Below are 24,863 nucleotides of genomic sequence, written 5' to 3'. Positions count from 1 at the left end.
TTTGCCCTCCGCAATAAATTACCACCACTGAGTTATGGATGTTAGAACCCGAGAAGAAGAACTGAAGGCTGTACAGATGCTTGGGCTGAAATTGCCCACCGATCCCCGTTGGGTCAATATGGCGGAGATGGAACTCGAGGAAATCCTCACGGACCACGCTTATTGTGAGCAGAAGGCCGCCACTTCCTGTATTTCCCTGATTCAGGGCTACCCGGAGCATGAGGACCTGGTCCGGGAACTGGCGCCAATCGTAACCGAAGAGTGGGGGCATTTCCGTATGGTCCTCAAAGAGCTGGACAAACGCGGGCTTAAGCTGGGACGTCAGCGCAAAGACGAATACGTCAATAAATTACTGGCTTTCCATAAAAAAGGCGGCAGCCGGGAAGACCGCCTCCTGGACAAGCTTTTAACTTGTGCACTCATTGAAGCCCGGAGCTGTGAACGGTTTCGTTTGCTTTCCCTGAATATCCGGGAAGAAGAACTGAAAGAGTGGTACCACAAATTCATGGTGGCTGAAGCAGGGCATTATCGTCTGTTTATCGACCTGGCCAAACAATACTGTGATGAAGCGAAGGTCCGTACCCGCTGGAAGGCTTTCCTGGAGCGCGAAGCCGAGATCATGGAAGAGCTGGACCTGAGGGGTGACCGCATGCATTAGCCCTTTCTCTTGGCGGTAGATTTTCATTTCTCAGCGGATATGCTTATTATCGCTCTCCCTACCATAAGACCAAAGCAGGAAATCTGGTGGCGGCGCTGCACAAGGGTGGCCACTTTGACGTTTCCTATCCGAAAACCGCACTGAATCCATTGGTCCTGGCGAGCGTAAGGCGTTTTTGCCCCGTTGGTCTGCTCGTGATCTGTGGTTTCAGCCCGTTCGTTCCATCTTAAAACCGCACTAATCTAACTTCATGCCGCAGCAAAACAAGACACAGCAGGACCCGCTTTGGTTCAAGGATGCTATTATTTACGAACTCCACATTAAAGCCTTTCAGGACAGCAATGCCGATGGTATTGGCGATTTCAACGGGCTGATTCAGCGGCTGGACTACCTGCAAGACCTGGGTGTAACCGCTATCTGGCTCTTGCCCTTTTATCCCTCTCCGCAGCGGGACGGCGGCTACGATATCTCTGATTATTACTCCATCAATCCCGACTACGGTACAGTCCGGCAATTCAAAACCTTGCTGGATGAAGCCCACAAGCGCGGGCTGAAGGTCATCACAGAGCTGGTCATCAACCATACTTCCGATCAGCACCCCTGGTTTCAACGTGCGCGGAAGGCACCGGCCGGCAGCCCCGAGCGCGACTACTATGTTTGGAGCGAAACCACCGATCGGTACAAAGATGTCCGGATTATTTTCCAGGATTTTGAAAAGTCCAACTGGACCTGGGACGATCAGGCACAAGCCTACTACTGGCACCGCTTCTACAGCCATCAGCCCGACCTGAATTTTGACAATCCCGCCGTACAGGACGAAATCTTCAAGATGATTGATTTCTGGACCGATATGGGCGTAGATGGGTTCCGCCTTGATGCCATTCCCTACCTGTTTGAACGGGACGGGACCAACTGCGAAAACCTGCCGGAGACCCACGTTTTCCTGAAAAAACTCCGTGCTCATGTGGAAGCCCGCAACCCCAACGTCATGCTTTTGGCGGAAGCCAACATGTGGCCAGAAGATTCTGCTTCCTACTTCGGTGATGGTGACGAGTGCCATATGAACTACCACTTCCCCATCATGCCGCGCATGTTCATGGCCATCAAAATGGAGGACCGGTATCCGATCATCGATATCATCGAACAGACACCGGAAATTCCGGAAAACTGCCAGTGGGGTATTTTCCTGCGCAACCACGATGAGCTTACTCTGGAAATGGTGACCGATGAAGAGCGGGACTACATGTACCGGGCCTACAATAAAGACTCTGCCTCCCGGATTAATCTGGGGATCCGTCACCGCCTGGCTCCACTGCTGGACAACAACCGGCAGAAGATTGAGCTAATGAATTCCCTACTCCTCAGCCTGCCCGGCACGCCGGTCCTTTACTACGGCGATGAGATCGGTATGGGCGATAACGTTCACCTCGGTGACCGGGACGGAGTGCGCACGCCCATGCAGTGGAATGTGGACCGGAATGCCGGTTTTTCCAACACCCATCCGCACAAGCTCTACCTGCCTTTAATTAACGATCCGGAGTACCAGTATTCCACTATCAATGTCGAGGTACAGCAAAACAATTCCTCATCTCTACTTTGGTGGATGAGGCGCATCATTAACGTGCGGCGGCGGTACAAAGCCTTTGGGCGCGGAGACATCAAATTTCTCTCGCCGGAAAATGCCAAGGTGTTGGCATTCACCCGTTCGTTTGAAGACGAGCACTTGCTGGTGATTGCCAATCTCTCCCGGCATGCGCAGGCTGTTGACCTTGAGCTGCCCGAGTTTGAACGTTACCAGCCTATCGAAACATTTGGTCAGGCGCAGTTCCCGCCCATTACACGCGGGCAGAACCGCTTCACCATCGGCCCATTTGGTTATTACTGGTTTGAGCTGGAGCCCGCTTACCAAAACGGTCGCTCCAACGTAAAGATACCGGAGTTGCAGTGGAGCCCCGAGCGGTGGACGGATTTTATTCAGGACAAGAAGTACCACCCGGAATTGCGGGAAGTGGTGCGCAAATTCCTTAGCCGCACCCAGAAATACAACATCGATGGGCGCAAGCTGGACAGCGTGGAAATCGTAAAGGTAGAGCCTCTTCGCTACGAGGGCGGCCGTTCCCTGCTGATGATTCTGCGGACCCACTACACCGAGGGATTCCCCGAGTTATACTTTATGCCACTGGCTATGCGCAAGGGCGACTATCAACGGCAGCCTAACGCCCCGGCGGCCAATCAGATATTGTGCTGCCTCACTGGCACTGAACAGGAAGGTTATATTTTCGAAGCAGACGAAAGCACGGGTTTCCGAAACTACCTGCTGCGCTATCTGCTCGAAGGGAAAACTGAACTCCCTGAAGGCTTTAGCTTCCAGCTGAGCAACCGCCTGAATGGCGACACTTCTGATCAACCGCTTCCGCCCGCCAGGGTCATTGCTACTCAGAGCAACCACCGGGCGCTGGCTTTTGGAGACCAGTACTTTCTAAAGGTGTTCCGCCGGTTGGAAGATACGCCGAACCCGGAACTGGAAATTAACAAGTACGGGCATGACTCGGACCTGCCGGTGCCGGGCTACCTGAGCCACCTGGAGTACCAGGATAAGAACAAGCACCCTTACATCCTTGCCGTACTTGAGCCCTACGTGGCCAATCAGGGCACTGCCTGGACGTACTTTTACGACAACGCCAGGCGTTTCCTCGAATACATTAGCGTAGAGCGGGAGAACCTGCCGCCTCTGGACAATGGGATTCAGGCACAGTTTTTTGGTGATATCCCCCTGACCCGCGCCCAGTTGCTGGGGCAAACCGTGGCGGAGTTCCACAAAGGGCTGACGGAGAATGACCGGCCTGACTTTCAGCCTGAGGCTTTCTCGCTTCATTACCAGCGTTCTTTATTCTCGGCCTGGAATTCCCAACTGCGGTCCAGTTTCCAGCTGATGAACAAGTCCAACAGGATGCCGGACCACCAGAAGGCTATGCTGCTGGAGCACAAAAAACGCATCACAAACGAGCTGCGCCAGATTTACGATCATAAGCTGGATGCTGTGAAAATCCGGGTGCACGGCGACCTTCAGCTGGAAAAAGTCCTGTTTACCGGTAATTCTTTTGTGCTGTTTAATTTTGAAGGGGACCGGACCCGCAGTTTCAGTGAACTCCGGCTTCGGAAGTCTCCTGTCCGTGACCTGGCCAGCCTGTCGAGCTCGCTATATTATGCTGCCCTCGCCGCACTGATTACACAAATCAAGCCGGTAGAGCCTAATGAAAGTGAACTCCTGGCCTATGCGGAGGCCTGGTATGATGCAATTCACAATGCCTTTTTGGAAGGGTATCTGCCCGTGGCCCGGGCTGCTGGCCTCCTCCCATCCTCTGAGGAAGACTGGAAGCTGCTGATGCATACCTTCCAGCTGGAGCGGCACCTCTACGAACTAGGTTTCGAATTGCGGCAGAACCGGGGGTGGGAAGCGATTCCTTACTGTGGGCTAATGCGGCAAATTGATGTAAAAAGATAGGCAAAAGCCGTAGGTTTGAATCAAATGGTGTAACTTTATTGGCGATAGAGTTCCATTATTTTGTTGATAACCTTTTGCTATGCCAGACGAATTATTGCTTGGGCTCCTCTTTTTGCTTATCGGGCTGTTTGCCGGTGGGCTGGGCGGCTGGATAGCTGCTAAATTACGGTTTCAGGGCAATGCATTCTCTCAGGAGGACATCGATGCACAGTATGTACACCGCAGTTTATACCAACAGCTGGAGCAGCAGTCCGATGCGCAACGGGAAGACTTGTTCGAGCTACAGGAAGCCTACCGCATGGCGTCCGAAAAAGCCGCCCGGCTGGAGCAGGCCAACCTGCAGCTGGAAGATTCCTTGCGCCATCAAAAGGAGGAATCTGTACAATTGCAGCAGCGCTTCCAGTCAGAATTTGAAAACCTGGCGAACCGCCTGCTGGAGGAGAAGAGCCGGAAGTTTACGGCCCAAAACCATCAGCAACTAGACCAGTTGTTGTCGCCGTTGCGGGAACGGATCAAAACCTTTGAGGAAGGGATCGAAAAGCGCTTCCTGGAAGAAACCCGGGACCGCATTAGCCTGAAGAAGGAAATTGAAGGGCTGCGGGCGCTCAATCAGCAGCTGAGCGAAGATGCCAACAACCTCGCCAGTGCGCTCAAGGGAGATAACAAAGCGCAAGGCGATTGGGGAGAGGTTCAGCTGGAGCTATTGCTGGAGAAAGCAGGGCTGCAGAAGAATGTACATTTCCAGGTGCAACCTACTTTCCGGGACGAGAATGGCAAAGCCAAACGCCCCGACTTTATCATCAATTTACCTGAGGATAAAACCCTGATTATTGACTCTAAAGTCTCCCTGAGGGCTTACGACCGCTGCTTCAATACCGAGGACAAGCAGGAAAGGGAGCGCCATCTGAAAGCGCATATTGACAGCATCCGGCGCCATATCCGCGACCTTAGCAGCAAGAACTACACAAACCTGTACCAAATCCATACGCCGGATTACCTCTTGCTTTACATCCCCATAGAACCGGCTTTTGCCCTGGCCGTGCAGCAGGACCCACAGCTATTCGTGGATGCCCTCGATGCTAACGTGGTGGTCGTATCGAATTCCACTCTTCTGGCCACGATGCGCACAGTAAGCTATATCTGGAAGCAGGAAAAACAAAAGAGCAGTGTACTGGAGATTGCCCGGCAGAGCGGCATGCTTTACGATAAGTTTGTCAACTTTGTGGATGACCTCAAAGGGGTGGGGCAGCGGATTCAGCAGGCCCAGCATGCCTACGATGATGCCATGAACAAACTTGTGGATTCAAAAAAGTACGGCGATACCCTGGTGGGGCGGGCAGAACGTATCCGGGAACTGGGGGCCCGGACCTCCCGGCAGCTCCCGGAAGATATCGTGGAAGCTGCCCGGTCATCCGGCTTGGAATCGCCTATATCTGACGATGATTGATCTCTGAACCGTGTGGCCAGAAATAGATGGTTTTCTTGTGGTAGTTGATCGCAAATCGGTATCGTGCCAGGAACTCCAATCCCAAAATGCCGTCGATATCGGAAGCAATCCCTTTCTTTAGGGTGGCAAACACAAAAGTGGTTGGGTCAAAGGAACGGTCCTCAATTGCCATCCCTGACACCGGCGCTTTGTCGAAGTAGTCCGGCATATTGGCAAAGTCCAGCAACTTTTGCTGAGTCACCCGCCCAATAACTTCTCTTGGAAGCTGGGGCAGTAGGTGTTCCCGCATCAGGTTGTAGCGGCCACCTATGTCCAGACCTAACCGGTAGGTTTTCCCACCAATTTCAGCTTGGAGTACCGGCAGGCCCTGTTCAAGGTCAAAGGGTAAGCTAAACTGTGGTTTGTGTTGTTCGTGCAGCCAGCTATCCTTGCGGTCATAGAGCAGGACGACCTGATTGCGAAAGTCGAACATGACTTCAGATTGCCGCAATACTTCAGCTCCAATAATCCCCATAATTTCCTGGTTAGCCGTTGATTCCAGGTGGCTGATATTCATCGCAACCGCTTTCATATCCTGGCGTTCCATGCCCGCCCATTCGAATTCCTCTACACTTACCGGAATGCCGCTGAAAACAGACCGCTGCTGCTGAGCAGGAACTCTTACCAAGCCATTCACCTGCCGCGGGTTGACTACCGATTGAGGGAAGCCCGTGTCTAAAATAAAACTGCCGGTTTCTCCATTCATTCTGGCCTCAACAATGACCATGTTATTAACCAGGCGAAAAGGTATTTTCTTGAAATTGTTGCTTTGCGGAAGCACAGTATGGCCGCAGAAAGCGGCAAATAGTAGGGTGGTGAGTAGTTTTTTCATCTCTTCTGTTCTTTTCTCCACGTTGGCCTGCCTCAAAACGCAGGCGAGTAACGTTAAATTAATAGTTAGTTAACATACAGTTAACATTAAACGTTTGTTGGCAGAGATAAGTTTCCTGTTCGGCATTATTTCCCATCTTTGTGGCAGAACTTATTGACATGGGAAAGCGACTTGCAGAATTTTTGCTCCGGTTGTCCGGTTGGCGCCTGAATCCCTCCGTACCTGAGGAGGTAGAGCATTGTGTGATCATAGCGGCACCACATACTTCCAATTGGGATATCTACTATGCCCGGCTGGGTTTCTACGTCATGGGCGTACCCCTGAAGTTTACGATTAAAAGGGAGTGGATGCGTTTTCCGCTCAATTTGATCATTGGCCCTCTTGGAGGCCTGGCCATTGACCGCCGGCCACGCGGGAACACGGGCGAGCGGCCCAGCTACACCCAAGTGATGGCGGAGCTGCTGGAAAAGCACGATAAAATCGCCATAATGGTCACACCGGAGGGGACCCGCTCTAAGCGGGAGAAGTGGAAAACGGGCTTTTACTACGCTGCTTTGCAAGCCAAAGCACCGATATGCCTGGGTTACCTCAACTATGCCAAAAAAGAGGCAGGGGTAGGTGGCCCGGTTTATCCATCCGGTGACATCGAAGCGGACCTGAAAATCATTATGGACTTTTATAAAGACATCCCTGGCAAGCACCCGGAGCAGTTTGCACTAGACCAGCGGTATGCCGGCTAGCAGCACGAGCGGTTGAAAAGCCAATGTTGGCCATCCCTTTATTCTGTCGAATGGTGCAGGACGGGCTGCTGTAAGACTTCGCTCCCGACCTTGGCACGAAGCAAATACCAGCCCGGGGGCAGAGTATTAGGTATGGGTAAACTAGCGGGTTGGCCAGAGCGCAAGCGTAAGGTCCTTTGCAACAGGAGCCGGCCATCCACCCCAATCAGCTGCACCTCCGCTTCCGGAGCATCAGCAGGAATTTTCAATTGGAGGACGTTACCAAAGGGGTTGGGCCAGACCTGTAGCGCCTTTCCGGCCTCTTCGGCCGCGTCCGTACTACTGGTCACCGGCGGCTCCTGAATATCTACACAATAATCTTCCACTTCTCCAAAATGGATATGGGGCTCGCAGGGCTGAGGGCGTATGCTTCCAAAACCGGCCCACTTGAGGCTGACACGCATCCGGGTTGTACCAGGCAGGGCATCAGCAGGTAGCAACAGCTGTGTTAAGAGGCTGTCCTGATCCGGAAGGAGCATTGTATCAAGCAGCAGCTCTGCCACCGGTGCAAATAGCCCGTCCTGATTCAGGTCGATCCAAATGCGAATGTACTCCGGATAGGCGATATGCTGAAAACCAGGCCGAACGCTAACCGGGATCATCTGCCCGCGCGAAACCGAAAAGCCTGCCCCTGGAAATAAAGGGTTGCCCTCATGTAACCCACTATGATGGTACTGCTCTCCGAATGTTACCGCATCAATCCACTCTGTGCCCGAGGTGCCCCCATAAGATGTACAGTACTCAAAATCAGTACAACTGCCACAACCTGCGGTAATGAAGCGCAAACTGGAGAAGCTGTTACTGTCTTCAGCACAAACGGCTGACATATACGCTTCGTAGACCGTGCAGGGAGAAAGACCGCTTAGTTGAATGCTGGTCCCACTGTTCGTGGTACTAAAAATCCAGCCCGACTCATTCTGAACTTGTATTTGGTAGACCGCGTCATTTTCAGAAGCTTCCCAACTCAGCATGGCACTGGTGTTGGTTACGGATGTGGCTGTGATTTGAGATGGAGGCAGGCAGCATCCCTTTGTGCGCACCTCGGCCACCGGGGATTCTGAAGTCAGGCTGTCCGCACATTGGCGAATCAGTTTAACCTCATATTGGGTACAGGTATCGAGTCCCGACAGCAGGAAAGGAGAGGATGCATGAGGCACCGATTCCCATTCGGCTGAACCAGAAGGCCGCCAATATATGGTAACTGCAAGGCTAGAGTCTGCCGTAGTCCACTGGGCGAGGGCTTCCTGAGCACCCAGGGCAGTAAGGTTCAGGTTGTAAACCGGGGAGCAGGGCAAACAATTGAGGGCAAGCTCTTCAAGGGCGCGGAAGGTATTGAGCCTTCCTCCCGTAACCGTTTGACCGATCATAGAGGGAAGGGCATCCGTTGTATTAAGCAGAATTGATTTGGCCCCAAGGGCTGCGGCGCCGGGGTTAGTGTGGGCCAGGCTGCTCAAATCGGGGCAGTTTGCACTGTACAGTAATCCAATGGTCCCCGCGGCAATAGGGCTGGCAAATGAGGTACCGGAGCTCCACCCGTAATTCCCGCCCGGATGGGTGGTGAATATTTCCTTTCCAGGTGCAGCCAGGTCTACAGAAACCGGCCCAAAGGCCCCTGTGCATTCATCCATGCGGTCGGAAGCCGTGACCGTAATCAGATATGGGCTGTTGCAGGCTGTAGGCATATCGCCCACTTCATCGATATTCCAGCTCGAGTTGGAAGTTGCTGCGCAATTCAAAATGCCCGCTTCCCCGAGGTCATCGTACAGTTGGCACCAAACCGGCGCATCCTCCGGCGAGAGGCCATTAACGCCCCAGGAGGTATTCGTGGCCACGACAAACGCTCCAGCTTCCCCCTGAGTTTCGTTGTAGCGCAGTCGTTGCTCCAATACATAAGCATAGGCCGCGATAGCACCCGCTTCGGTTTGGCTGCTGCCAGCGATCACCATGATTTTAATCTGAGGGGCGATGCCTGTCCCACCTTTGCCATTTTGCCAGGCGGCACCAATCATACCAGCTACCGGTGTACCGTGGTGCCCCTGATGGATATGGTCGCTTTCCAAAACAGGGTTCCACCCTCTGTAGTCATCTACGTAACCGTTTTGATCGTCGTCGATGTGGTTGTTGGGGATTTCTCCATGATTGCGCCACAGATTGGCGGCGAGGTCGGGGTGGTTGGCCTGAATGCCATCGTCCAGCATAGCGATGACGATGGTGTCCCCAAATGCTGTAGCCGGACCGTAGGAGGGGAGGCTCCAGGCCAGTTCTGCATCGACATCCGCATCTGGGAGGCTATTTTGGGTCGAAAGGTTTTGCCACTGCCACTGCTCTGGGAAGAAGGGATCGGCAGGCAGGGTATCCCGGGTTTGCAAGCGGTGGTTGGGCTGCACAAGTGCCACTTCCGGGTGTTTGGAAAGCTGTTGAATGGCTTCGGTCAGGCTATAGCGCAGCGTATCGTAAGCCAGCAGATGAATGGAAGTGGGGCGGGAGAGTGTTTTCTTAAAAGTAAAACCTGAAGGGAAAGTACTTTTGCGCAGAGCCTGTGCACTGCTTAACTGCGCGATGAGTTCGCCGGGCACACTTTGCCCGTGAGTGGTCGTGGCAACCACAAAGCAAATTAGAAAGCAGTAAATTTTAACGCGCACGGCGCACCTCATAGGCCAGTCAGATTTTGTGAACACAACAAAACAAAAAGGGCGGCCGTTATGCTGCTGTGCTGATTTCTGGCCATAAACCCATATTGATGCTTAGGATGCGACATTTCGAAAAAGTGTTCAACAAAAGCAGAGCAAGGAATATGGCACAAATTGTGATATTTAATTTTTCTTTACCTTTGATTGGAGACTTTCGGCATCCTCAAATCCGAAATTGAAAACACACAACTATGAAACTATTGCTCAATGCCCTCACGGCAGCCTTTTTATTGACAGCCATTTTGCCGGCAGAGGCACAATTGGGGCGGGCGAACAAAGATTATGAATTAGGCGCCTTCAACCTGGCGGTCCGTTCTTACCTGGAATTGCTGGAGAAACGCCCGGCTAATTATGAAGCCATGGTGAAGCTGGCAGATTCCTACCGCTACCTTAACCAAATGGAGGAATCCCGCAGTTGGTTCGAGAAGGTCATCCGGGAGCATCGGCTGGAAGGCGAACAGATGTTTCAGTATGCGCAGGTGCTGAAGGCGCTGGGGAGTTACGAAAAGGCGGAACAGTGGTTCCTGGCCTATGCCCGTGCCAACAAAGAGGATCGGGAACGGGGCAACCATTTTGCGCAGAGTTGCCGTTTTGCCCGTAATCAGATTGGGCAGTCCTCTCCTTATTTGGTGAGCAATGAGTTTATCAATTCCAACGCCTCAGATTTTGCACCCACCTTCTACGGTGATCAGGTGGTGTTTTCTTCCTCGCGCAACAACCGGCAGCAGCCCGGGGCCTCCTGGACCGGGCGTTCTAACAATCAGCTCTACATGGCCCGGCTGGGCGGCAATGGTTTCCTGGAAGCCGAAGTGCCTCTTCAAAGCCGTATGCGGGAAGATTTTGTGAACCTCGGCCCACTGACCTACGGCCCTGACTTGCAGGAAGTGGTTTATACCAAGAATAACTTCATTGACGGTACCCGCCACGTCCCAACTGGAGGGCTGGAACTGAGCATGGCCATGTCGCCCATCAATCAGAATGGGGAATGGACAGAGGAAATGCCTTTTCCCTACAACGGTTCGGGCTTCTCCACCGGATGGCCGAATATCTCTCCGGACGGCAATACGCTCTATTTTGCCTCTGACCGTCCCGATGGCTTCGGTGGTTTCGACATCTACGTGTCTTACCGGATGGGCAATACCTGGAGCGCACCGGAGAACCTTGGCCCAGTGGTGAATTCGCCCGGCGATGAGATTTCTCCTTTCCACGATGGCGACTACTTGTTCTTTTCCAGCAACTACCATCAGGGTATGGGAGGGTACGATATCTTCCGTGCTGAACAGGCAAATGGCCGGTATGCCCGGATTTTCCACCTCGGCAACCTGATCAACAGCAGCCGCGACGATTATGGCTTTATCTATGATGGTTTCCGCAACCTGGGCTATATGGTGTCCAACCGGCCCGGTGGGCGTGGGCATGAGGATATCTACAAAGTCTTCAAATCGGCTGACAACATCGTATTGAAAGTCCGTAACGCCTCCGATGGCACACCGATACCATATGCTACCATCGACTTCATCAACTGTGGGGAAGGGCTTTTCAAGGCCGATAGCCGGGGGCAATACAGCTTTCAGGCGGTCGAAGGGCTGGACTGTGAGATCGTAGTCCGCGCCGATGGGTACTCCGATGCGGTATTCCGGGTATCTACACTGGGCTTGCGCCAAAACCGGGAGCACGATATCATGCTGGCGAAGCAGGGTGAACAGTATTCCGGGCAGGTGCTGAACTATCAGTCCCGCATGCCGGTCGCTGGCGTGCAGGTCACCGCTACCAACCTGTCCACCAATACGAGCATGGAGTCGCAGACGGATGCCAACGGGGAATATGCCCTTGCACTCAGTCCAAATGCGGCTTACATTGTGCGGTACTCCCGACCTGGCTTCCGTGATATTAGCCGCAATATCAATACAAATGAAGGGAATGACCGCTCCATATTGGGCACTATTTCCATGCTGCCAATTGACTCTGCCCCGGCCGCTCCGATGCAGCCTGGAATCGATACCCGCCCAGGCACTCAGGTAGAGGGCCCCAATGATGCACTACCTGCTACGAGTGGCTTTTCCGTTCAGGTCGCTGCCCTAAGCAAACCTGGCCTTGATCAGTTTAGCGAACTCACTTCCATCGGGCAGGTCTATTCCAAGGTAGAGAATGGCGTTTACAAAATCAGGGTTGGCGTATTCAGCACCCGTGCTCAGGCTGATCAGGCCCTGAAGTCTATCAAAACAGAGGGCTACAAGGAAGCCTTCATCGTCACCGAGCAGGGCACCGGGCAGAGTATTCGCCCCAAAGGCTATGATGCGCCGGGTACCGGCTTTACGCCAGGAGGGAATACCCCGCCACAATCCTATGATCAGAACCCTCCGGTACGTGCTGCTGAATCCCGGCCCGCTACCGGTGATTACATGATCCAGCTGGCTGCTTATCAGGATATCCGCTGGTTTGACCCGGCAACTGTTCGTGGCCTGGGAGAAATCCGGCAGTCCCGAAGAGACGATGGGCTGACCGTCATGTACCTCTCAGGCTATACCACTATGGAGCAGGCCATTCGGGCTTGGCAGCAGGTTAAGTCTAACGGGTACAATACCGCCTATGTCGTTAGGGATACGAATGGCAGCTTGGAGAAGGTTTATCCGTAGGATTTTACAGATTTTAGATGCCAACAAATGCCCCGGTAGCTCTTTCTGCCGGGGCATTCGTTGGTTTGGGCGTGGCGCTTACTCAAAATGGACCTTCACTCCAGCGAAAAACGTCCTCGGCCGTACTGGTCCGTACACGTACCCGGCATCGCGGTCTGCCCCCCGGTCAAAGTCCTCCTGAAAGCTGTTGAAGATGTTTTGGACGCCTCCGAAAATATCAAGGTGAAAACGGTCATCGAGTTTTAGCTCGTAAGTGACTTTGGAATTGAGCTCGAAAAATGAAGGCGGACTTTCCAATACGGTAAACTCAGTTTCCGGATCGATGATATGCGGTACGTCCATAGTGCCTGTAAAGACCCCTGACAGGGAAAGCTGCAGGGGGGCTATCGGACTGTAATTGGTCATGAAATAGCCATAGGCGGTAGGGGTACGCAGTAGGTTCTCAGAAGTGACCACGCTATCCTGGTTGGCATCGGTCAGTACTTCCGGTGCCCAGATTTCTTCCGCCCTGTCATACTGCGCGGTTTGCAGGGTACCGCCCATTTGGAGCATCCACCTGGAGCCGAAAGCGAAGTTGGCTTCAAAATTGGCACCGGCTACGGTAGCACCATCACCATTGCGCTTGGTTACCGCAGCGACGCCGCTGGGAAGTTCCGTAGCATTGGCTGTGATGAATGGATTGTCCAGCCGGGTAAAAAAACCATCCACAACAAAGTTGGATTCAAAGCTTCCCGAACGATAGGTGTAGTCAAGCGCTGCACTGTAGCTGTGGGAACGTTCCTCTTTAAGGTCCGGAGATAAACGGGTGAAGAGGGCCGCTCCCCCTACGGTTTCAATATGTAAATCTTCATCAAAAGCCTGTGGGGCGCGGTAGCCCTGAGCGTAGGAGAGCCGTAGCTTTAGTTCTGGGTTGATGAAGTACATTGCGGTGGCTCTGGGCACGAAAATATTGAAGTCCTGATCCGTGCTCAGGTCCTCCACATCCAAACGGTACATGCCATCAACACGTAGATTGTCAAACCTCCCCCCCGCCAGCAGCGACCACTTGTCCGTAGGTTTCCATTCCACCTGAGCATAAGTACCCCAGGTGCGTACCTGTTGGTCGATCTCACGATTGTAGCCGGGCATAGCGTCCAAAACATCATTGTACTGATACTCCGTCCCGGTGGTAAGCAGCCATTCTGAACTGATGTTGTAGGTGTATTGCAGGCCCGATGCCAGCGACAGGTCCTGCGATTCGCCATAGGCATTGAGCGCCAGAATATCACTTTCGGTCAGCGTATCCTGAGGGCCCAGTACCCGGCCTCCGCCACCGTAATAGCTTTGCCGGTTGACGTGGGTGGCTGACCCGTAAAGGGCTACCTTGTGCCGCTTGTCTTTTGAAAATTGCTCATAGGAGAGCCCGCCCCCAAGAATGCGGTGGTCCAGTTGCTCCGTGATATCTGTTTGATGGGGGGGCAGGTCGAATTGATTGCCTCCTCTCCGGAATTCGCTGATGTTGAACAGGTTGGCTTTGATTTTGCTCAGCTCTGTTGGGTTATAAAAAGCATCAAATCCAAAGGTAGTGTTTTGCAGTTGCGTAATTTCGGAAAAGCCGTCACCGTTGGCATCCCAGGGGTCGCGGTTGCGGTTAAAGGCAAAAAAGCTCATCCCCTTTTTGAGTTGTTCGTCCACTATAGTACCATTGGCAGAGAGCGTATACTCAGGCGTTTCACCATTGATTAGCGACAGGTTTGTTCCTGCCTCAAAAGTATTGTCCGTAGGGTCTTTGGTGATGATGTTGACGGTGCCGGCAATCGCATTGCCTCCGTACAGGGCAGAGCCACCGCCCCGGACTACTTCCACCCGGTCAACCATATTGGAGGGGATCATCTCTAGCCCGTAAACGCCAGCGAGTGCGGAAAATACCGGGCGGCTGTTGATCAGGATTTGGGTGTACGGGCCATCGAGCCCATTCATGCGCAACTGAGTGAAGCCACAGTTTTGGCAATTGTTTTCCAGCCGGAGCCCGGGGGAAAAGCTCAGCCCCTCCGACAGGCTCAGCGATTGCGTTTGTTCAAAAATACGGTCATCAATTCGATTGACCATAACCGGGGCGCGGTGAGCCGGTACGCCATTTCTCGTAGCCGTAACAACGATGTCTTCTAGCCGCAGCACATCTCTTTCCAACTCTACTGACAGGGATTGATTTTGTCCTTTTTCCACGAGGAGCTCTACCTCTTTGGATCGGTAGCCCAGGTAGGAAAAGCGGAGGCGGGCGGGTCCGGCAGGCAAGTCTGCCAATTGGTAGTTGCCGTACTCGTCGGCAATCGTGCCATTTGACGTGCCTAAAAGAAGGACCTGTACGCCTGGTAGCGGTTCGCCATTGGTTTTGATAATTCCGGAGACTTGGCTGTTCTGAGCATAGCCGCTCATTGCGCTAAACAGCATAAAGCTCATACAAAACCCAACCCATCTATTCATTTTGCTTTTGGTCTTTACGGGATATTACACCTTCAGCGTGCAATGAGTTCGAGGATCGGTGTTTTTTTTAGTAAAAGCTAATAAGTTTATGTGTTTTGTTTAATAAAAAATTTAGGGTAGTCTAAAAAAATACTTCTGTTGTCTTTTTTGCCCTGGAGGGAAAACTACTGAACGGTATGCCCGTAAAAACAGCTAAATCCAAAGGTTAATAAGTGGTTTTTTTTAGTTTTATCAAAATATTCGGTTTGTGATGAAAAAAGGCTTTGGTAAACGACCCTTGGCACTCCGCTTACTGTTGATCCTCTTTTTATGGGGCTTTGGGGGAGCTTATACGCCAGGTTATAACCAGGATTTTATCATTGACGATGTCAACCTACGGCCGCTCAACGGGCGGATCGCGCAGACCATTTTTAAAGATGACCTTGGCTTTATCTGGATTGGCAGCAATGCCGGTCTATTTCGTTATGACGGGTTTGAGGTCAAGTCTTTCTTCAACATCACCAATGATACCACCTCTATTTCTGCTAATCATGTTCATGCGATTTGCCAAGATGAGGATGGAATCATCTGGATGGGCACTTTAGCGGGCGGGCTCTGCCGGTTTGACCCCAAAACGGATGCCTTCCGGTCCTTTCAGGCGGACCCGGATGATGATACTTCCTTATCGAACAATAATATTTTCGGGCTTGACATCGACCAAGACGGGAACATCTGGATGGCCACTAACGGCGGAGGGATATCCATACTCCCTGCCAGCGAAAAGAGTAAGCCTGATCCCAAATTTGAGACCCTGGAAATATTGGCCGGCACCCGTTTGTTCTCCATCATGATTGACAGCCGCAATTGCTTTTGGACAGGTGTTACCGATGGGAGTATCGTCAAAGGGCAGATTAATGGGGAAGACTTAAAGGCCTCCATGATTGAGCGGGAGTACGACTGTACCAGCCCGGGAGATTTATCGCAGACGGGCAACTTTGTTTATGATATTGCTGAAGACGAGGCGGGGAATGTCTGGGTAGCGACTACCCGGTACGGCGTTAAGAAAATCAAGCCCGGGAGCCTTGAGGCAGAGCACTGTGGGCTCGTGAACCCGAGTTCGCCCCGAGCCCCGGAAAATTACATCGCTTCTTTGGAAGCTCATCCTGACGGCTTCCTTTTATTGGGGACGGAGAGAGGTGCCTATAAATTGCAAGAAGCCGCATCCGGGATTTTTGAAATTGAACTTGTACAGGGCACAGAGGGGTACCAGGTCAGTTCGGCCTATTTGGACCGGGATGAAAACCTGTGGGTGGCCCTCAGTGAGGGACGTATTAAAAAACTGACGCTGAACAGGACGGTCCATTTTGTAGGCACCAATACAGGAAAGGATGCTTTGCAAGGAAAGTGGGTGAAGTCTCTGGTCCAGGCTCCAAACGGCCAGCTATGGCTGGGTACCTGGATCAACGGTGGTTTATTTGAATGGAATGTCAACCCTTCAGAAAAGCAGGGGCAATCTGGAATAATCAGGTTGCTGGAGCAAGGTTTGGATTTGACTCAGCTCTATATGGATCCTGATCAGGAGTTATGGATTAGTACTTTTGATGATGGTTTGCTACGCTGGAGGTATGGAGATGAAAAGCCTAAGCTTGTCCCGGTAGGCACGAAAGAACAGGAGGGGTTAAGCAGTAATTTTGTGCAGGGAGTCATCAAAGACCCTCATCGAAAAGGATATTGGATTGGAACGGAAAACGGTCTGGATTACTACGATCCCGAGGCACAGTATTGGGAGCACTACCAGCAGGACCCGTCCAACCCTGCCTCGATTTCAGATAACCGTATCCAAAGCAATGCGATGGTCTTTGATGCGGACAACCGGCTTTGGCTAGGCACATGGGGGGGAGGAGTCAATTGCCTGCTGCCCGGAGATACGGCGTTCCAGGTATTGAAAACAGACCGGGCGGATCCGCGAACAATTCCTAAAAACGAAGTAACCTCCCTACTTGTAGACCGTTCCGGCGCACTTTGGGTCGGCACTTTTGAAGGCGGCTTAGCTAAGGCGGTAGCTAAAGATTCAACGGGCCTGCCAACAGCCTTTCGCCGCTTCAGCATATCAGATGGGCTCCCTGGCAACCGGATATTCTCCCTGGTTGAAGACCAACAGGGGCGCGTATGGGGGAGTACTAATTTTGGCTTATTCAGCATTGATTCTACCTACACCATTCGCAGTTTCGACAAGGAAGACGGTATTGGCGTGGTGGATTTCTTTTTCTGTGGGGGTCAAGCGCTTGAGGATGGGCGTATTGCCTTTGGAGGCACCTTTGGCATGGTCGTTTTTCACCCCGACAGTTTGATCGGCAATAACTACAAGGGCAAAGTAGTGCTCACTAATTTTAGCATACCCAATAGCGCTACGGTTATAGACAGCTCTATTACCTACCTAAAAGAGATTACCTTATCTCATCCGGATAATGCCTTTACTATTGGCTTTTCTGAGTTGAATTTCCAGCAGTACAATTATCGCAACTTCACTTACAAGCTATCAGGCGTCGACGAAGACTGGAACCGGATGATTGGGCAAAATCAGGTAACCTACCTGAATTTGCCCTATGGGGAATTTACTTTTGAGGTCTTCAGCGGTGACCGGACAGGGGAGGGGCGTCAGTTGAAGGTGAAAGTCGTCCCGCCATGGTGGAAAAGCCGTCCATTCCAGTTTTTAGTAGTTTTGGTGGGGCTTATTTTGCCTTTTCTGCTGGTGCTTCTGCACAACCGGAATGTGAGAATTCAAAATACCAGGCTGGAAGCAAAGATCAATCAAAGGACTGAAGAAATTGAGGAGTTGAATGAACTGCTTCAAAACCAGAATGATGAATTGGAGCAGCAGGTGCAGGCCCGTACGCAAGCCCTTGAGGAAAACAACCGCAGCCTGATGCAGAAGAATGCCGAAATGGAGCGTTTCAACTACATTGCTTCCCATGACCTGAAAGAACCCTTGCGCAACATATCTAGTTTTGCCGGCCTGCTGAGCCGGTACCTGCCTAATCCAAAAGCTGAGGCCCTGGAGTACCTGCGGATCATCCAAAGCAATGCAAAGCGGATGAACACTCTGATTGAAGACCTTTTGGAATACAGCCGGGTGTCTAATATTGGCCATCTAATAGAGCGGGTAGACTTACAGGCCGTTTTAGAGGAGGTTCGCACTCTAATCAGAGAAGGAGAGCCCACTGCGGGTAGGATCGTTTCGACAGGAAAGCTGCCCGTCATTACCGGCAATAAAATACAACTCTTTCTCCTATTCAAAAACCTGATTTCCAATGGGCTGAAATACAATTCGGCTCCTGATCCAAGGGTGCAGTTGAGTTATGAGAAAAGCAGTGCCTGGCACATCCTCAAGTTTGTGGATAATGGCATTGGCATCGAGCCCCAATATCAGCAAAAGGTCTTCGAAATGTTCACCCGCCTGCACGACCGGTCGAAGTATGAGGGTTCAGGGCTTGGCCTGGCTATCTGCCGGAACATCGTCCACCGGCACGATGGCACAATTGAGCTGGAAAGCCAGGCAGGTAGAGGGAGCGTATTTACGGTGAGGTTGCCGGTTGTGGGGGAGGAGGGGTGATGCAGTCAGGGTTGGCTGCGCCCTTCCTTTGGGCTCCAAGGTCAAAAACTTAACCTAGGAAAAGCACTACTAAACCAGTTTGTGCTACAATTTGCGAACCTTCCAAAAAAATGTAGTTTTAAGTCCTAATTTTAAGTCATGTTGAAAGCTACATTAGACCAGCTCAAAGAGGGATTTCCTGCGATTTCAAAAAATATCGGACAGTATCTGGCAGAGGGAGGCGCGTTCTGTCTAGAAGCTCACGGGCACAAGTCTGGTGTAGCTCTGGAAATCCTGGGCGATTATCCGAAAACTATTGAGCTCTATTGGAGCAATGTTGTAGATCCACAGGTTACAAGAGCTTGGAATGACAGTCAAGAAGCAACTGAATACGGAGCTGTAGCAATTGCCATTGTCATTCTTTCTAAACTGACATCTTATTCCATTATCGAACGATCTTTCAAAGGAACAGGTTTTGATTATTGGCTTGGTGATGGAGAATACGACGAAAATTTGCTACCTTTTCAACAGCGAAAGGCAAAGCTGGAAGTTTCAGGTATCTGGAAAGAAGCAGAAACCAATACAGTTGATTCCAGAGTTAATCTGAAACGTCGGCAAATTGATTCTCATGGTGAGGATAATTTTCCAGCAATAATCATTGTAGTGGAATTTGGAACACCCAAAGCAAAAATGATCGATCAATGAATATTGTAACAGTGCTTCACAATAAGGCTATGGAGTTTGCGGATGAGGCCCTTCTGGCAAAGATGGAAGGGAATCGAGATGTGTCCCATTCTTTATTTGAGAAGGCCTTTTCCCTTGAGAAGGAGGCTACGACGTTAATCGATCAAAAAAATGATTCCTGGTATATTCTGGTTCGAAGTGCTGCTTCTCTGGCACTTAATTGCGGTAGGTTTCAGGATGCAGAATCATTAATTCAAATGGGCTTATCTGGCACTCCTCCCAGTTTTATTGTTAAGGAATTGAAAGACTTGAGCTATACTTTGTCAGATGCTAATAAGAAAAAAGTTAGTGAAGTGGATGTGATTGGAATAATTACCTATGCTAATGCTGAAGAAAGTCAAATCCGGTTGCAAGATCTAAAGTCCAAGGAAATTTACATCATTTCTGTTCCCAGCCACTTAATCAACGAAATTGTAAAATCCTATTGGGCAGATGTGGTTCAGGTAAAGGCACAGAGAAAAGCAACGGGTATCATTGTTTTGAATGAGATAACTAAGGCGGCCTAGGTAGCCTTAGCAGTGGACATCAGGATTTGATTCTAACTTCGACATTGCTAAGGTTGAAATAAACACAAAACATAATAGGGTTTTCGTTAGGGTAGGCTATTGCCCTTCCTTTGGGCTCCAAGGTCAAAAACCTGCAGCCTGCTCGCTGCGCTCGTGCAGGCTGTTGCATTTGTCTGCTCCTGCAAAAGGGTTTTGCACCGCTGCCAAATACAACAGCCTGCACCCCTCTGGGGCACAGGCTGCTGCTTTCTCTGGTGATCCCGGCAGGCAGTGTCTAACGCGTTTAGGGTCAGGGTTTTAAGTGGAGCGGTAAAGGCTGTATTTGCTTTAGTACAATGCAGTGTTGCCGGTTTTGGGCAGGGTAGGGGCATAACCAAACCTGGGAATGTGAGTATTAGGCAGAAAAAAGAGGGATCACTTTAAGCAATCCCCCTCGATCAATCAATGGATAACATGAACAACTTTGCAGTAAGTACAAGCACTTACTTTTTCTTGCGCATAGCCCGGCGAGTAAGCTCGCAAATGGTCTTGTCTTTAGGCATAAAAGACGCTGATTCTACGATTTTTGAATTTTGCTTAGTCTTATTATTACTGCCTGATTTCCGGGCTATACGTTCGGCATAATCCACGATTTTTGAAGCGATGTTTTCGCCCGTAATGGTCTCGATGCCTTTTAGGCTTGCGTTGCCATTGATTTCGATAACATAGGGCTTGTTATTGTCCTCAACGTCTCGCATAATATCTACTCCAGCGCAGCCCAGTCCAACAGCAGCAGCAGAATCAATGGCCATTTGCTTTTCTTCTTCGGTAAGCTCAACGGTTTCGCCGTCTTTACTTATGCTATAGTTGGATCGGAAATCTCCATCGACGGAAAAACGGCGGTAGGCTCCTACTACTTTTCCATCCACCACCCACACGCGAATATCATTTTTGCGGTCATCGTCATTGGATGTGTTGATGTATTGCTGGAGCAGCACCATGATATTTTGATGGGAGAATGATTTAAGTGTAGTGCTGCCTGCCAAAGGCGTTTCCAAAATGAACACTCCATTCCCCTGGCTGCCGGTAAGGGTTTTGGCTACCGTAGGCAATCCCCCAACCGTTTCCACCAGTTTGCCGAAATCTTCGGGTTTTTTCATCACTGTAGTTAGTGGCACTCTTACCCTGCGCTTACTCAGCAGTTGGATAGATTTCCACTTGTCAGAGGCATTTAACAGTCCTTCAGCTGATGCCGTGGAAGGAACGCCAATATTTACCGTCCAGTGCCGGATCACAGAAGAGCCGAACTCCATTCCTGTCCCAATTCTAGGGATAATCACATCAACCTGGCTTTTAAAAATCCTGCCCTCTTTAACATAGATTTTGTCATGCCCATTGACATTAGAGGTATGAATATAAAAGTCGGAGGGTTCCAGTACAGTTACTTCATGGCCCCGCCTTTCAGCTTCTTCTTTGATTCGAGTAGTGCTGTAGTTTTCTGGACTTGAAGCAACTATTAATATATTCCTTTTCATATAAAGTTTGATTTTAATTTAATTTGAGTGATAAGGCATTTAGAACGCCTTGATAGTGCCATTTTTGAGTATCAAAAATGAATGTTTCCCAGCTCTGATTTTTGGACAATCTAGCCAGGATCGAGCTTCAATATATGCCAGCTACTGATCTGAGAGTAGGACAAGAAAAACAGAAATGGTTTCATTGGTAATCAGTTAGTTATGTAGTCGAAAGGAAAAAAGACAAATGCTTAAACATATAGTGGAGGGGCGCGCCTTTCCTTTTTTGGACAGAAATGGACGGGGGAGCCTTAATATATGCTAGAACTATTCCCTTTGCCCTCCTTGTTGATGACCTGGTGGAGACTCTTTATTTGTCTTGGATGAGGAGTCTACGTTAGCTACATGATCCCACAGTAATATCTGTAAGTAGGAAGATATAGTCCGGTGATCCTTTTGAGCCAGCTGCTTCAGCTTCTCCTTTGTCGCCCGGTCGATCCGTATACCTATACAGTCGTCGTATTTGGGTGGGAATGTTTGTGTGTTGGTGTTCTTGGTTTGCATTATTGTAGAGTTTCATTAAGAAAAAGTCATAAAAACCGTGGTCTAAGTGGTCTAAGTGGTCTAGTGACTGATAATCAGTTGTTTAAGCTAGACCACTCATGGTCTATTCTAGACCAACTAGACCAAACGTTGGTCTATCTTATTCCTTGCGGTCATACTAATTTGGTCTAGCGTGGTCTAGTTTGGTCTAGTTTGGTCTGGTATTTCATAGTGGGTTGATTTTATAATTAATTGATAATTAGATGTTTATTTTTTTGTAGACCAGATAGACCACTTAGACCACTACTTTTATTCATTTTTATTTTCGTCTTCATCGGTTTCAATCTTAGGTTGTAAGAAATCAAGGTCATTAATTGGGCTTTCAGTCTCTTTAAATGGCATAAACCGCTTCTGACCTTTTTTTGTACTCAGCCTCTTATCAGTTCTTCCTTTGCTGCCGCATTGATCCCATGCGAACGCTTTACTGATAGTCAGGTAAGACTTTAGGGTAGTCTTATCTAATCGGTTCAAATTTTGCCTGACGGCTAAATCATTGTATTTGTCATAAACGGAAGGGAAGTAAATCCATAGGAAGCCATCCTTTCGCTGATAGTCAAATCCATCTTTGAGTTGGTCGTCTACAGCCAGCTTATCGAATATCTCCCAGAACTGATTGACCTCATTTGTGCCGCTGATCTGCTTTTGCTGCTCAACAGCAATATCCTTCAGCACAGAATAAAGCCCTTCTTCGCCGTCCATAGAAAATGGCATATCTATACGTTTTGACAATACGTCAAATGGAGCCAATAACGAAGCAATATTTTTTAGGCTCCTTTCCTCCATGCTGGAGCTATCGGCATCTATATCCAACCGCTTGTAATTGCGGTCAAATGCGGTTGCAAATTCTCTTTCCATAACCACTCGATACTGTAGAATCTCTAACAGCACATTACCCAGGCCGTCTTTCATCATTTCGTCTAAAATCCGGAACTGTTCCTTCTCTTCGTCTTGAAATTGAGTTTGGGTAAACTTCAGCACTACCATCCGGCTGAATAGGGCATTCTCTTTGGTAGGCATTTCCTGCCCGCCTATGACCAATGCAGAAGTGACTGCCGTAGAATGCGTTTTGTTGTCTTGTGAAGTTTGCGCTCTGTCGTACCCGATTCCATCAAAGGCGTTTTTGAGCATTTCAATTAACGCGTTAGCAATGTTGTTTTTATACTCTTCAAGTGGCACTATTTGATTAAAAAATTGCGCCAATTTTCGGGTAACCCCTTTGGAAGTGGATGCGCTGCCCAAGCCAGTAGCATCACCCGGACCATAGTCGCCAAATGGGCGCATCAGGAATTGCCGGAAGGTAGTCTTCCCTGTGCCCTTTGGACCAAACAGGAATAGCATAGGGAACGAACCATTTCTGTCGTAAATAATGTCTCGGAAAAGTGCTGCAATAAAGAAGGCAATGCCCACTTTCGCATTGTCACCAAACACCATGGCCAATTGGTGAGCGTATTCGCGGAAAGTGGCCAGTCCTGGCTGGAACTTGTTCTTCCGCTCGTTCCGGTATTCAGTATGAGCGTTTTTATTGATCTGACTGAATGCAGGCAGGTAATATAGTTGATCTTTTACCTGTACAACTCCATCTTTATTGATCCTGAGTACTTTTTCGCCATCAAAAATGGCATCTGCAAAGGCATAGTTTTTGGTTTCCGGCTGCCAGCCTAAAGTCGTTATAGCTTCTGCCTGCTTTTCGTGGTGATATTGGTATTCCTTTACCCGGGTGAATTGTGATGCCGTCCCGTTAAATACGAAATTGCCTTCACTTTCACAGGCTGCCTCGAATTTGCTCTTTTTGCTTATGTCTTCCGTAGGTAAGCAAATCATTGCCCGCTCACCGTAGACATTTGTTAGCTCCACAACCCGTTTGGGGTTGTGTTCGTCCTTCAGTAAATAAAGGCATCGGAATAAGAAGTTTGAACCAGGAATCCAAATCGGGTTTTCGTTCTTATCAGTCTTCCGTGATTTAAACTCGTACCTGTTACCCTTCAATCTTAAATCCGCAATGCCTTGTTTTTTCGGCTCAGGCAGCTCCTCAAACTCAATCTCCTCACCATGAACTATAGGAAAATGGGTATTGTGCTTATGCTTTGCAGGTGCCTTTGTATCTCGTTCCTCTGATCTCCCTTGCAGGTCGTTCAATAGGTCGTTTGTCGCATTCATCCGTTATTGATTTTCGAGTTCGGAAATTTGGCTTTGCAGCTCAGAGGTGTGGGCGATCATATCCCTGTTGATTTTAGCCAGGGCAACGGCTCCTTTGCTTGCCATCAACCAATTGTGGTCTGCTCTTTTTTCCGCTGCCTTCAGCTGGGATTTCATCACTTGGAAGTCTTCAGAAAGGCGGTTGTAGGTTTCGGTAAATTGAGCTATTACCTCCTGTTGAGCTTTCAGGTAAGTAATCCAGGCCTCCAGCTCGTCTGCAATCCAGCGTTTTGATGGGTATTGTTTGGCGAAGTCGCGCTTTTTAATCAGGTAGGGGCGCAATTCCTGGGCAGCATTATCTGCCATTTCTACCAAATAGGATATGTCAGCAGGGCCTTTGATTATCCTATTGTTGCTTACTCTTCTATTTCTAGCTATCTTTGTCATAGTTTGAATTTTCATTTAAAGCCCGCCGTAGGTTCCCACCGTCCAGCGGGCTTTTTTATTTGCCTAATCTTATCGGGTTGCAAGTTGAAGAAACGGCGTTAAACAGAGTAGGACAGAAAATAAGCCCCGGTTTTACTGGCTTTCTCTGCCTTCGTATTCTTCAACTGCTTTCGCCTTCTTTGCCTCATGCTGTTTGTTCAGTTTGGCAACCTGATAAACTGCGGCATCTTCAATACCTCTTTCATAGGCGGCGTTTATTGTCTTCAAATGCCACAGCTCAAGCAATTCCATTAATCTGTAGGTATTCTGGAAGT

15 protein-coding genes are annotated in these 24,863 nt (G+C 50.0%); 8 read left to right on the top strand and 7 right to left on the bottom strand.

Going from position 1 to position 24,863, the window contains the following annotated elements; all coding sequences use genetic code 11:
• The first annotated feature begins 34 nt into the window (after positions 1–34).
• The 3 genes from MRY86_RS10525 to MRY86_RS10515 all read left to right on the top strand — a co-directional run bounded on the left by MRY86_RS10525 (position 35) and on the right by MRY86_RS10515 (position 5,610).
• On the top strand, positions 35–658 hold the full coding sequence (locus MRY86_RS10525; protein ID WP_293568601.1) for a tRNA-(ms[2]io[6]A)-hydroxylase: 624 nt from the start codon (positions 35–37) through the stop codon (positions 656–658).
• 250 nt (positions 659–908) lie between these two features.
• Positions 909–4,163 (top strand): maltose alpha-D-glucosyltransferase, encoded by a 3,255-nt coding sequence (treS, locus tag MRY86_RS10520; RefSeq protein WP_293568599.1) that lies wholly within the window; start codon positions 909–911, stop codon positions 4,161–4,163.
• Positions 4,164–4,242: 79 nt separating this feature from the next.
• Positions 4,243–5,610, top strand: a complete 1,368-nt coding sequence (locus MRY86_RS10515) for a DNA recombination protein RmuC (RefSeq protein ID WP_293568597.1) — start codon at positions 4,243–4,245, stop codon at positions 5,608–5,610.
• On the opposite strand, the gene MRY86_RS10510 is transcribed toward MRY86_RS10515, so the two are convergent.
• Positions 5,591–6,481 (bottom strand): hypothetical protein, encoded by an 891-nt coding sequence (locus MRY86_RS10510; protein ID WP_293568595.1) that lies wholly within the window; start codon positions 6,479–6,481, stop codon positions 5,591–5,593. The two genes, MRY86_RS10515 and MRY86_RS10510, sit on opposite strands and share 20 nt — an antisense overlap.
• Before the next feature lie 158 nt (positions 6,482–6,639).
• Here MRY86_RS10510 and MRY86_RS10505 point away from each other — a divergent pair, with 158 nt between their 5' ends.
• Positions 6,640–7,221 (top strand): 1-acyl-sn-glycerol-3-phosphate acyltransferase, encoded by a 582-nt coding sequence (locus tag MRY86_RS10505; RefSeq protein WP_293568593.1) that lies wholly within the window; start codon positions 6,640–6,642, stop codon positions 7,219–7,221.
• Positions 7,222–7,259: 38 nt separating this feature from the next.
• Here MRY86_RS10505 and MRY86_RS10500 read toward each other — a convergent pair whose 3' ends face one another.
• Positions 7,260–9,914, bottom strand: coding sequence for a S8 family serine peptidase (locus MRY86_RS10500; RefSeq protein ID WP_293568591.1), 2,655 nt, complete (start codon positions 9,912–9,914; stop codon positions 7,260–7,262).
• 227 nt (positions 9,915–10,141) lie between these two features.
• Between MRY86_RS10500 and MRY86_RS10495 the strand changes: the two genes are divergently transcribed.
• On the top strand, positions 10,142–12,586 hold the full coding sequence (locus MRY86_RS10495) for a carboxypeptidase regulatory-like domain-containing protein (protein ID WP_293568589.1): 2,445 nt from the start codon (positions 10,142–10,144) through the stop codon (positions 12,584–12,586).
• Positions 12,587–12,664: 78 nt separating this feature from the next.
• On the opposite strand, the gene MRY86_RS10490 is transcribed toward MRY86_RS10495, so the two are convergent.
• A complete protein-coding gene (locus tag MRY86_RS10490; protein WP_293568587.1) occupies positions 12,665–15,049 on the bottom strand; it encodes a TonB-dependent receptor in 2,385 nt (794 codons plus the stop codon).
• Positions 15,050–15,299: 250 nt separating this feature from the next.
• On the opposite strand from MRY86_RS10490, the gene MRY86_RS10485 reads away from it, so the two are divergent.
• The 3 genes from MRY86_RS10485 (at position 15,300) to MRY86_RS10475 (ending at position 19,870) form a co-directional block, all read left to right on the top strand.
• On the top strand, positions 15,300–18,641 hold the full coding sequence (locus MRY86_RS10485) for a two-component regulator propeller domain-containing protein (protein WP_293568585.1): 3,342 nt from the start codon (positions 15,300–15,302) through the stop codon (positions 18,639–18,641).
• Positions 18,642–18,779: 138 nt separating this feature from the next.
• Positions 18,780–19,325, top strand: a complete 546-nt coding sequence (locus MRY86_RS10480) for a hypothetical protein (protein WP_293568583.1) — start codon at positions 18,780–18,782, stop codon at positions 19,323–19,325.
• Positions 19,322–19,870 (top strand): hypothetical protein, encoded by a 549-nt coding sequence (locus MRY86_RS10475; RefSeq protein ID WP_293568581.1) that lies wholly within the window; start codon positions 19,322–19,324, stop codon positions 19,868–19,870. Before MRY86_RS10480 ends, MRY86_RS10475 begins: the two co-directional genes overlap by 4 nt.
• A 482-nt stretch (positions 19,871–20,352) precedes the next feature.
• Here MRY86_RS10475 and MRY86_RS10470 read toward each other — a convergent pair whose 3' ends face one another.
• The 4 genes from MRY86_RS10470 to MRY86_RS10455 form a co-directional block, all read right to left on the bottom strand.
• On the bottom strand, positions 20,353–21,384 hold the full coding sequence (locus MRY86_RS10470; protein ID WP_293568579.1) for a RimK family alpha-L-glutamate ligase: 1,032 nt from the start codon (positions 21,382–21,384) through the stop codon (positions 20,353–20,355).
• Between the two features lie 831 nt (positions 21,385–22,215).
• Positions 22,216–24,123 carry a hypothetical protein gene (locus MRY86_RS10465; RefSeq protein WP_293568577.1) on the bottom strand — a complete coding sequence of 636 codons (1,908 nt, stop codon included), beginning with the start codon at positions 24,121–24,123 and terminating at the stop codon, positions 22,216–22,218.
• A gap of 3 nt (positions 24,124–24,126) precedes the next feature.
• The gene (locus tag MRY86_RS10460) at positions 24,127–24,564 is read right to left on the bottom strand and encodes a hypothetical protein (protein WP_293568575.1); all 438 of its coding nucleotides are present in this window, start codon (positions 24,562–24,564) and stop codon (positions 24,127–24,129) included.
• A gap of 117 nt (positions 24,565–24,681) precedes the next feature.
• On the bottom strand, positions 24,682–24,863 hold a 182-nt coding region (locus tag MRY86_RS10455; protein ID WP_293568573.1), incomplete at its 5' end, for a hypothetical protein.

The sequence above is a fragment of the Phaeodactylibacter sp. genome (assembly GCF_022763345.1).
Classification (GTDB): domain Bacteria; phylum Bacteroidota; class Bacteroidia; order Chitinophagales; family Saprospiraceae; genus Phaeodactylibacter.
This window is presented reverse-complemented; position numbering and strand designations above follow the sequence as displayed.

What these genes read in the sequence shown, in the direction of transcription:
- MRY86_RS10490 (WP_293568587.1), bottom strand. Translation starts at nt 15,049, where the DNA reads ATGAATAGATGGGTTGGGTTTTGTATGAGCTTTATGCTGTTTAGCGCA.
- MRY86_RS10500 (WP_293568591.1), bottom strand. Translation starts at nt 9,914, where the DNA reads ATGAGGTGCGCCGTGCGCGTTAAAATTTACTGCTTTCTAATTTGCTTT.
- MRY86_RS10515 (WP_293568597.1), top strand. Translation starts at nt 4,243, where the DNA reads ATGCCAGACGAATTATTGCTTGGGCTCCTCTTTTTGCTTATCGGGCTG.
- MRY86_RS10465 (WP_293568577.1), bottom strand. Translation starts at nt 24,123, where the DNA reads ATGAATGCGACAAACGACCTATTGAACGACCTGCAAGGGAGATCAGAG.
- MRY86_RS10460 (WP_293568575.1), bottom strand. Translation starts at nt 24,564, where the DNA reads ATGAAAATTCAAACTATGACAAAGATAGCTAGAAATAGAAGAGTAAGC.
- MRY86_RS10470 (WP_293568579.1), bottom strand. Translation starts at nt 21,384, where the DNA reads ATGAAAAGGAATATATTAATAGTTGCTTCAAGTCCAGAAAACTACAGC.
- MRY86_RS10510 (WP_293568595.1), bottom strand. Translation starts at nt 6,481, where the DNA reads ATGAAAAAACTACTCACCACCCTACTATTTGCCGCTTTCTGCGGCCAT.
- MRY86_RS10525 (WP_293568601.1), top strand. Translation starts at nt 35, where the DNA reads ATGGATGTTAGAACCCGAGAAGAAGAACTGAAGGCTGTACAGATGCTT.
- MRY86_RS10505 (WP_293568593.1), top strand. Translation starts at nt 6,640, where the DNA reads ATGGGAAAGCGACTTGCAGAATTTTTGCTCCGGTTGTCCGGTTGGCGC.
- MRY86_RS10495 (WP_293568589.1), top strand. Translation starts at nt 10,142, where the DNA reads ATGAAACTATTGCTCAATGCCCTCACGGCAGCCTTTTTATTGACAGCC.
- MRY86_RS10485 (WP_293568585.1), top strand. Translation starts at nt 15,300, where the DNA reads ATGAAAAAAGGCTTTGGTAAACGACCCTTGGCACTCCGCTTACTGTTG.
- MRY86_RS10480 (WP_293568583.1), top strand. Translation starts at nt 18,780, where the DNA reads ATGTTGAAAGCTACATTAGACCAGCTCAAAGAGGGATTTCCTGCGATT.
- MRY86_RS10475 (WP_293568581.1), top strand. Translation starts at nt 19,322, where the DNA reads ATGAATATTGTAACAGTGCTTCACAATAAGGCTATGGAGTTTGCGGAT.
- treS (WP_293568599.1), top strand. Translation starts at nt 909, where the DNA reads ATGCCGCAGCAAAACAAGACACAGCAGGACCCGCTTTGGTTCAAGGAT.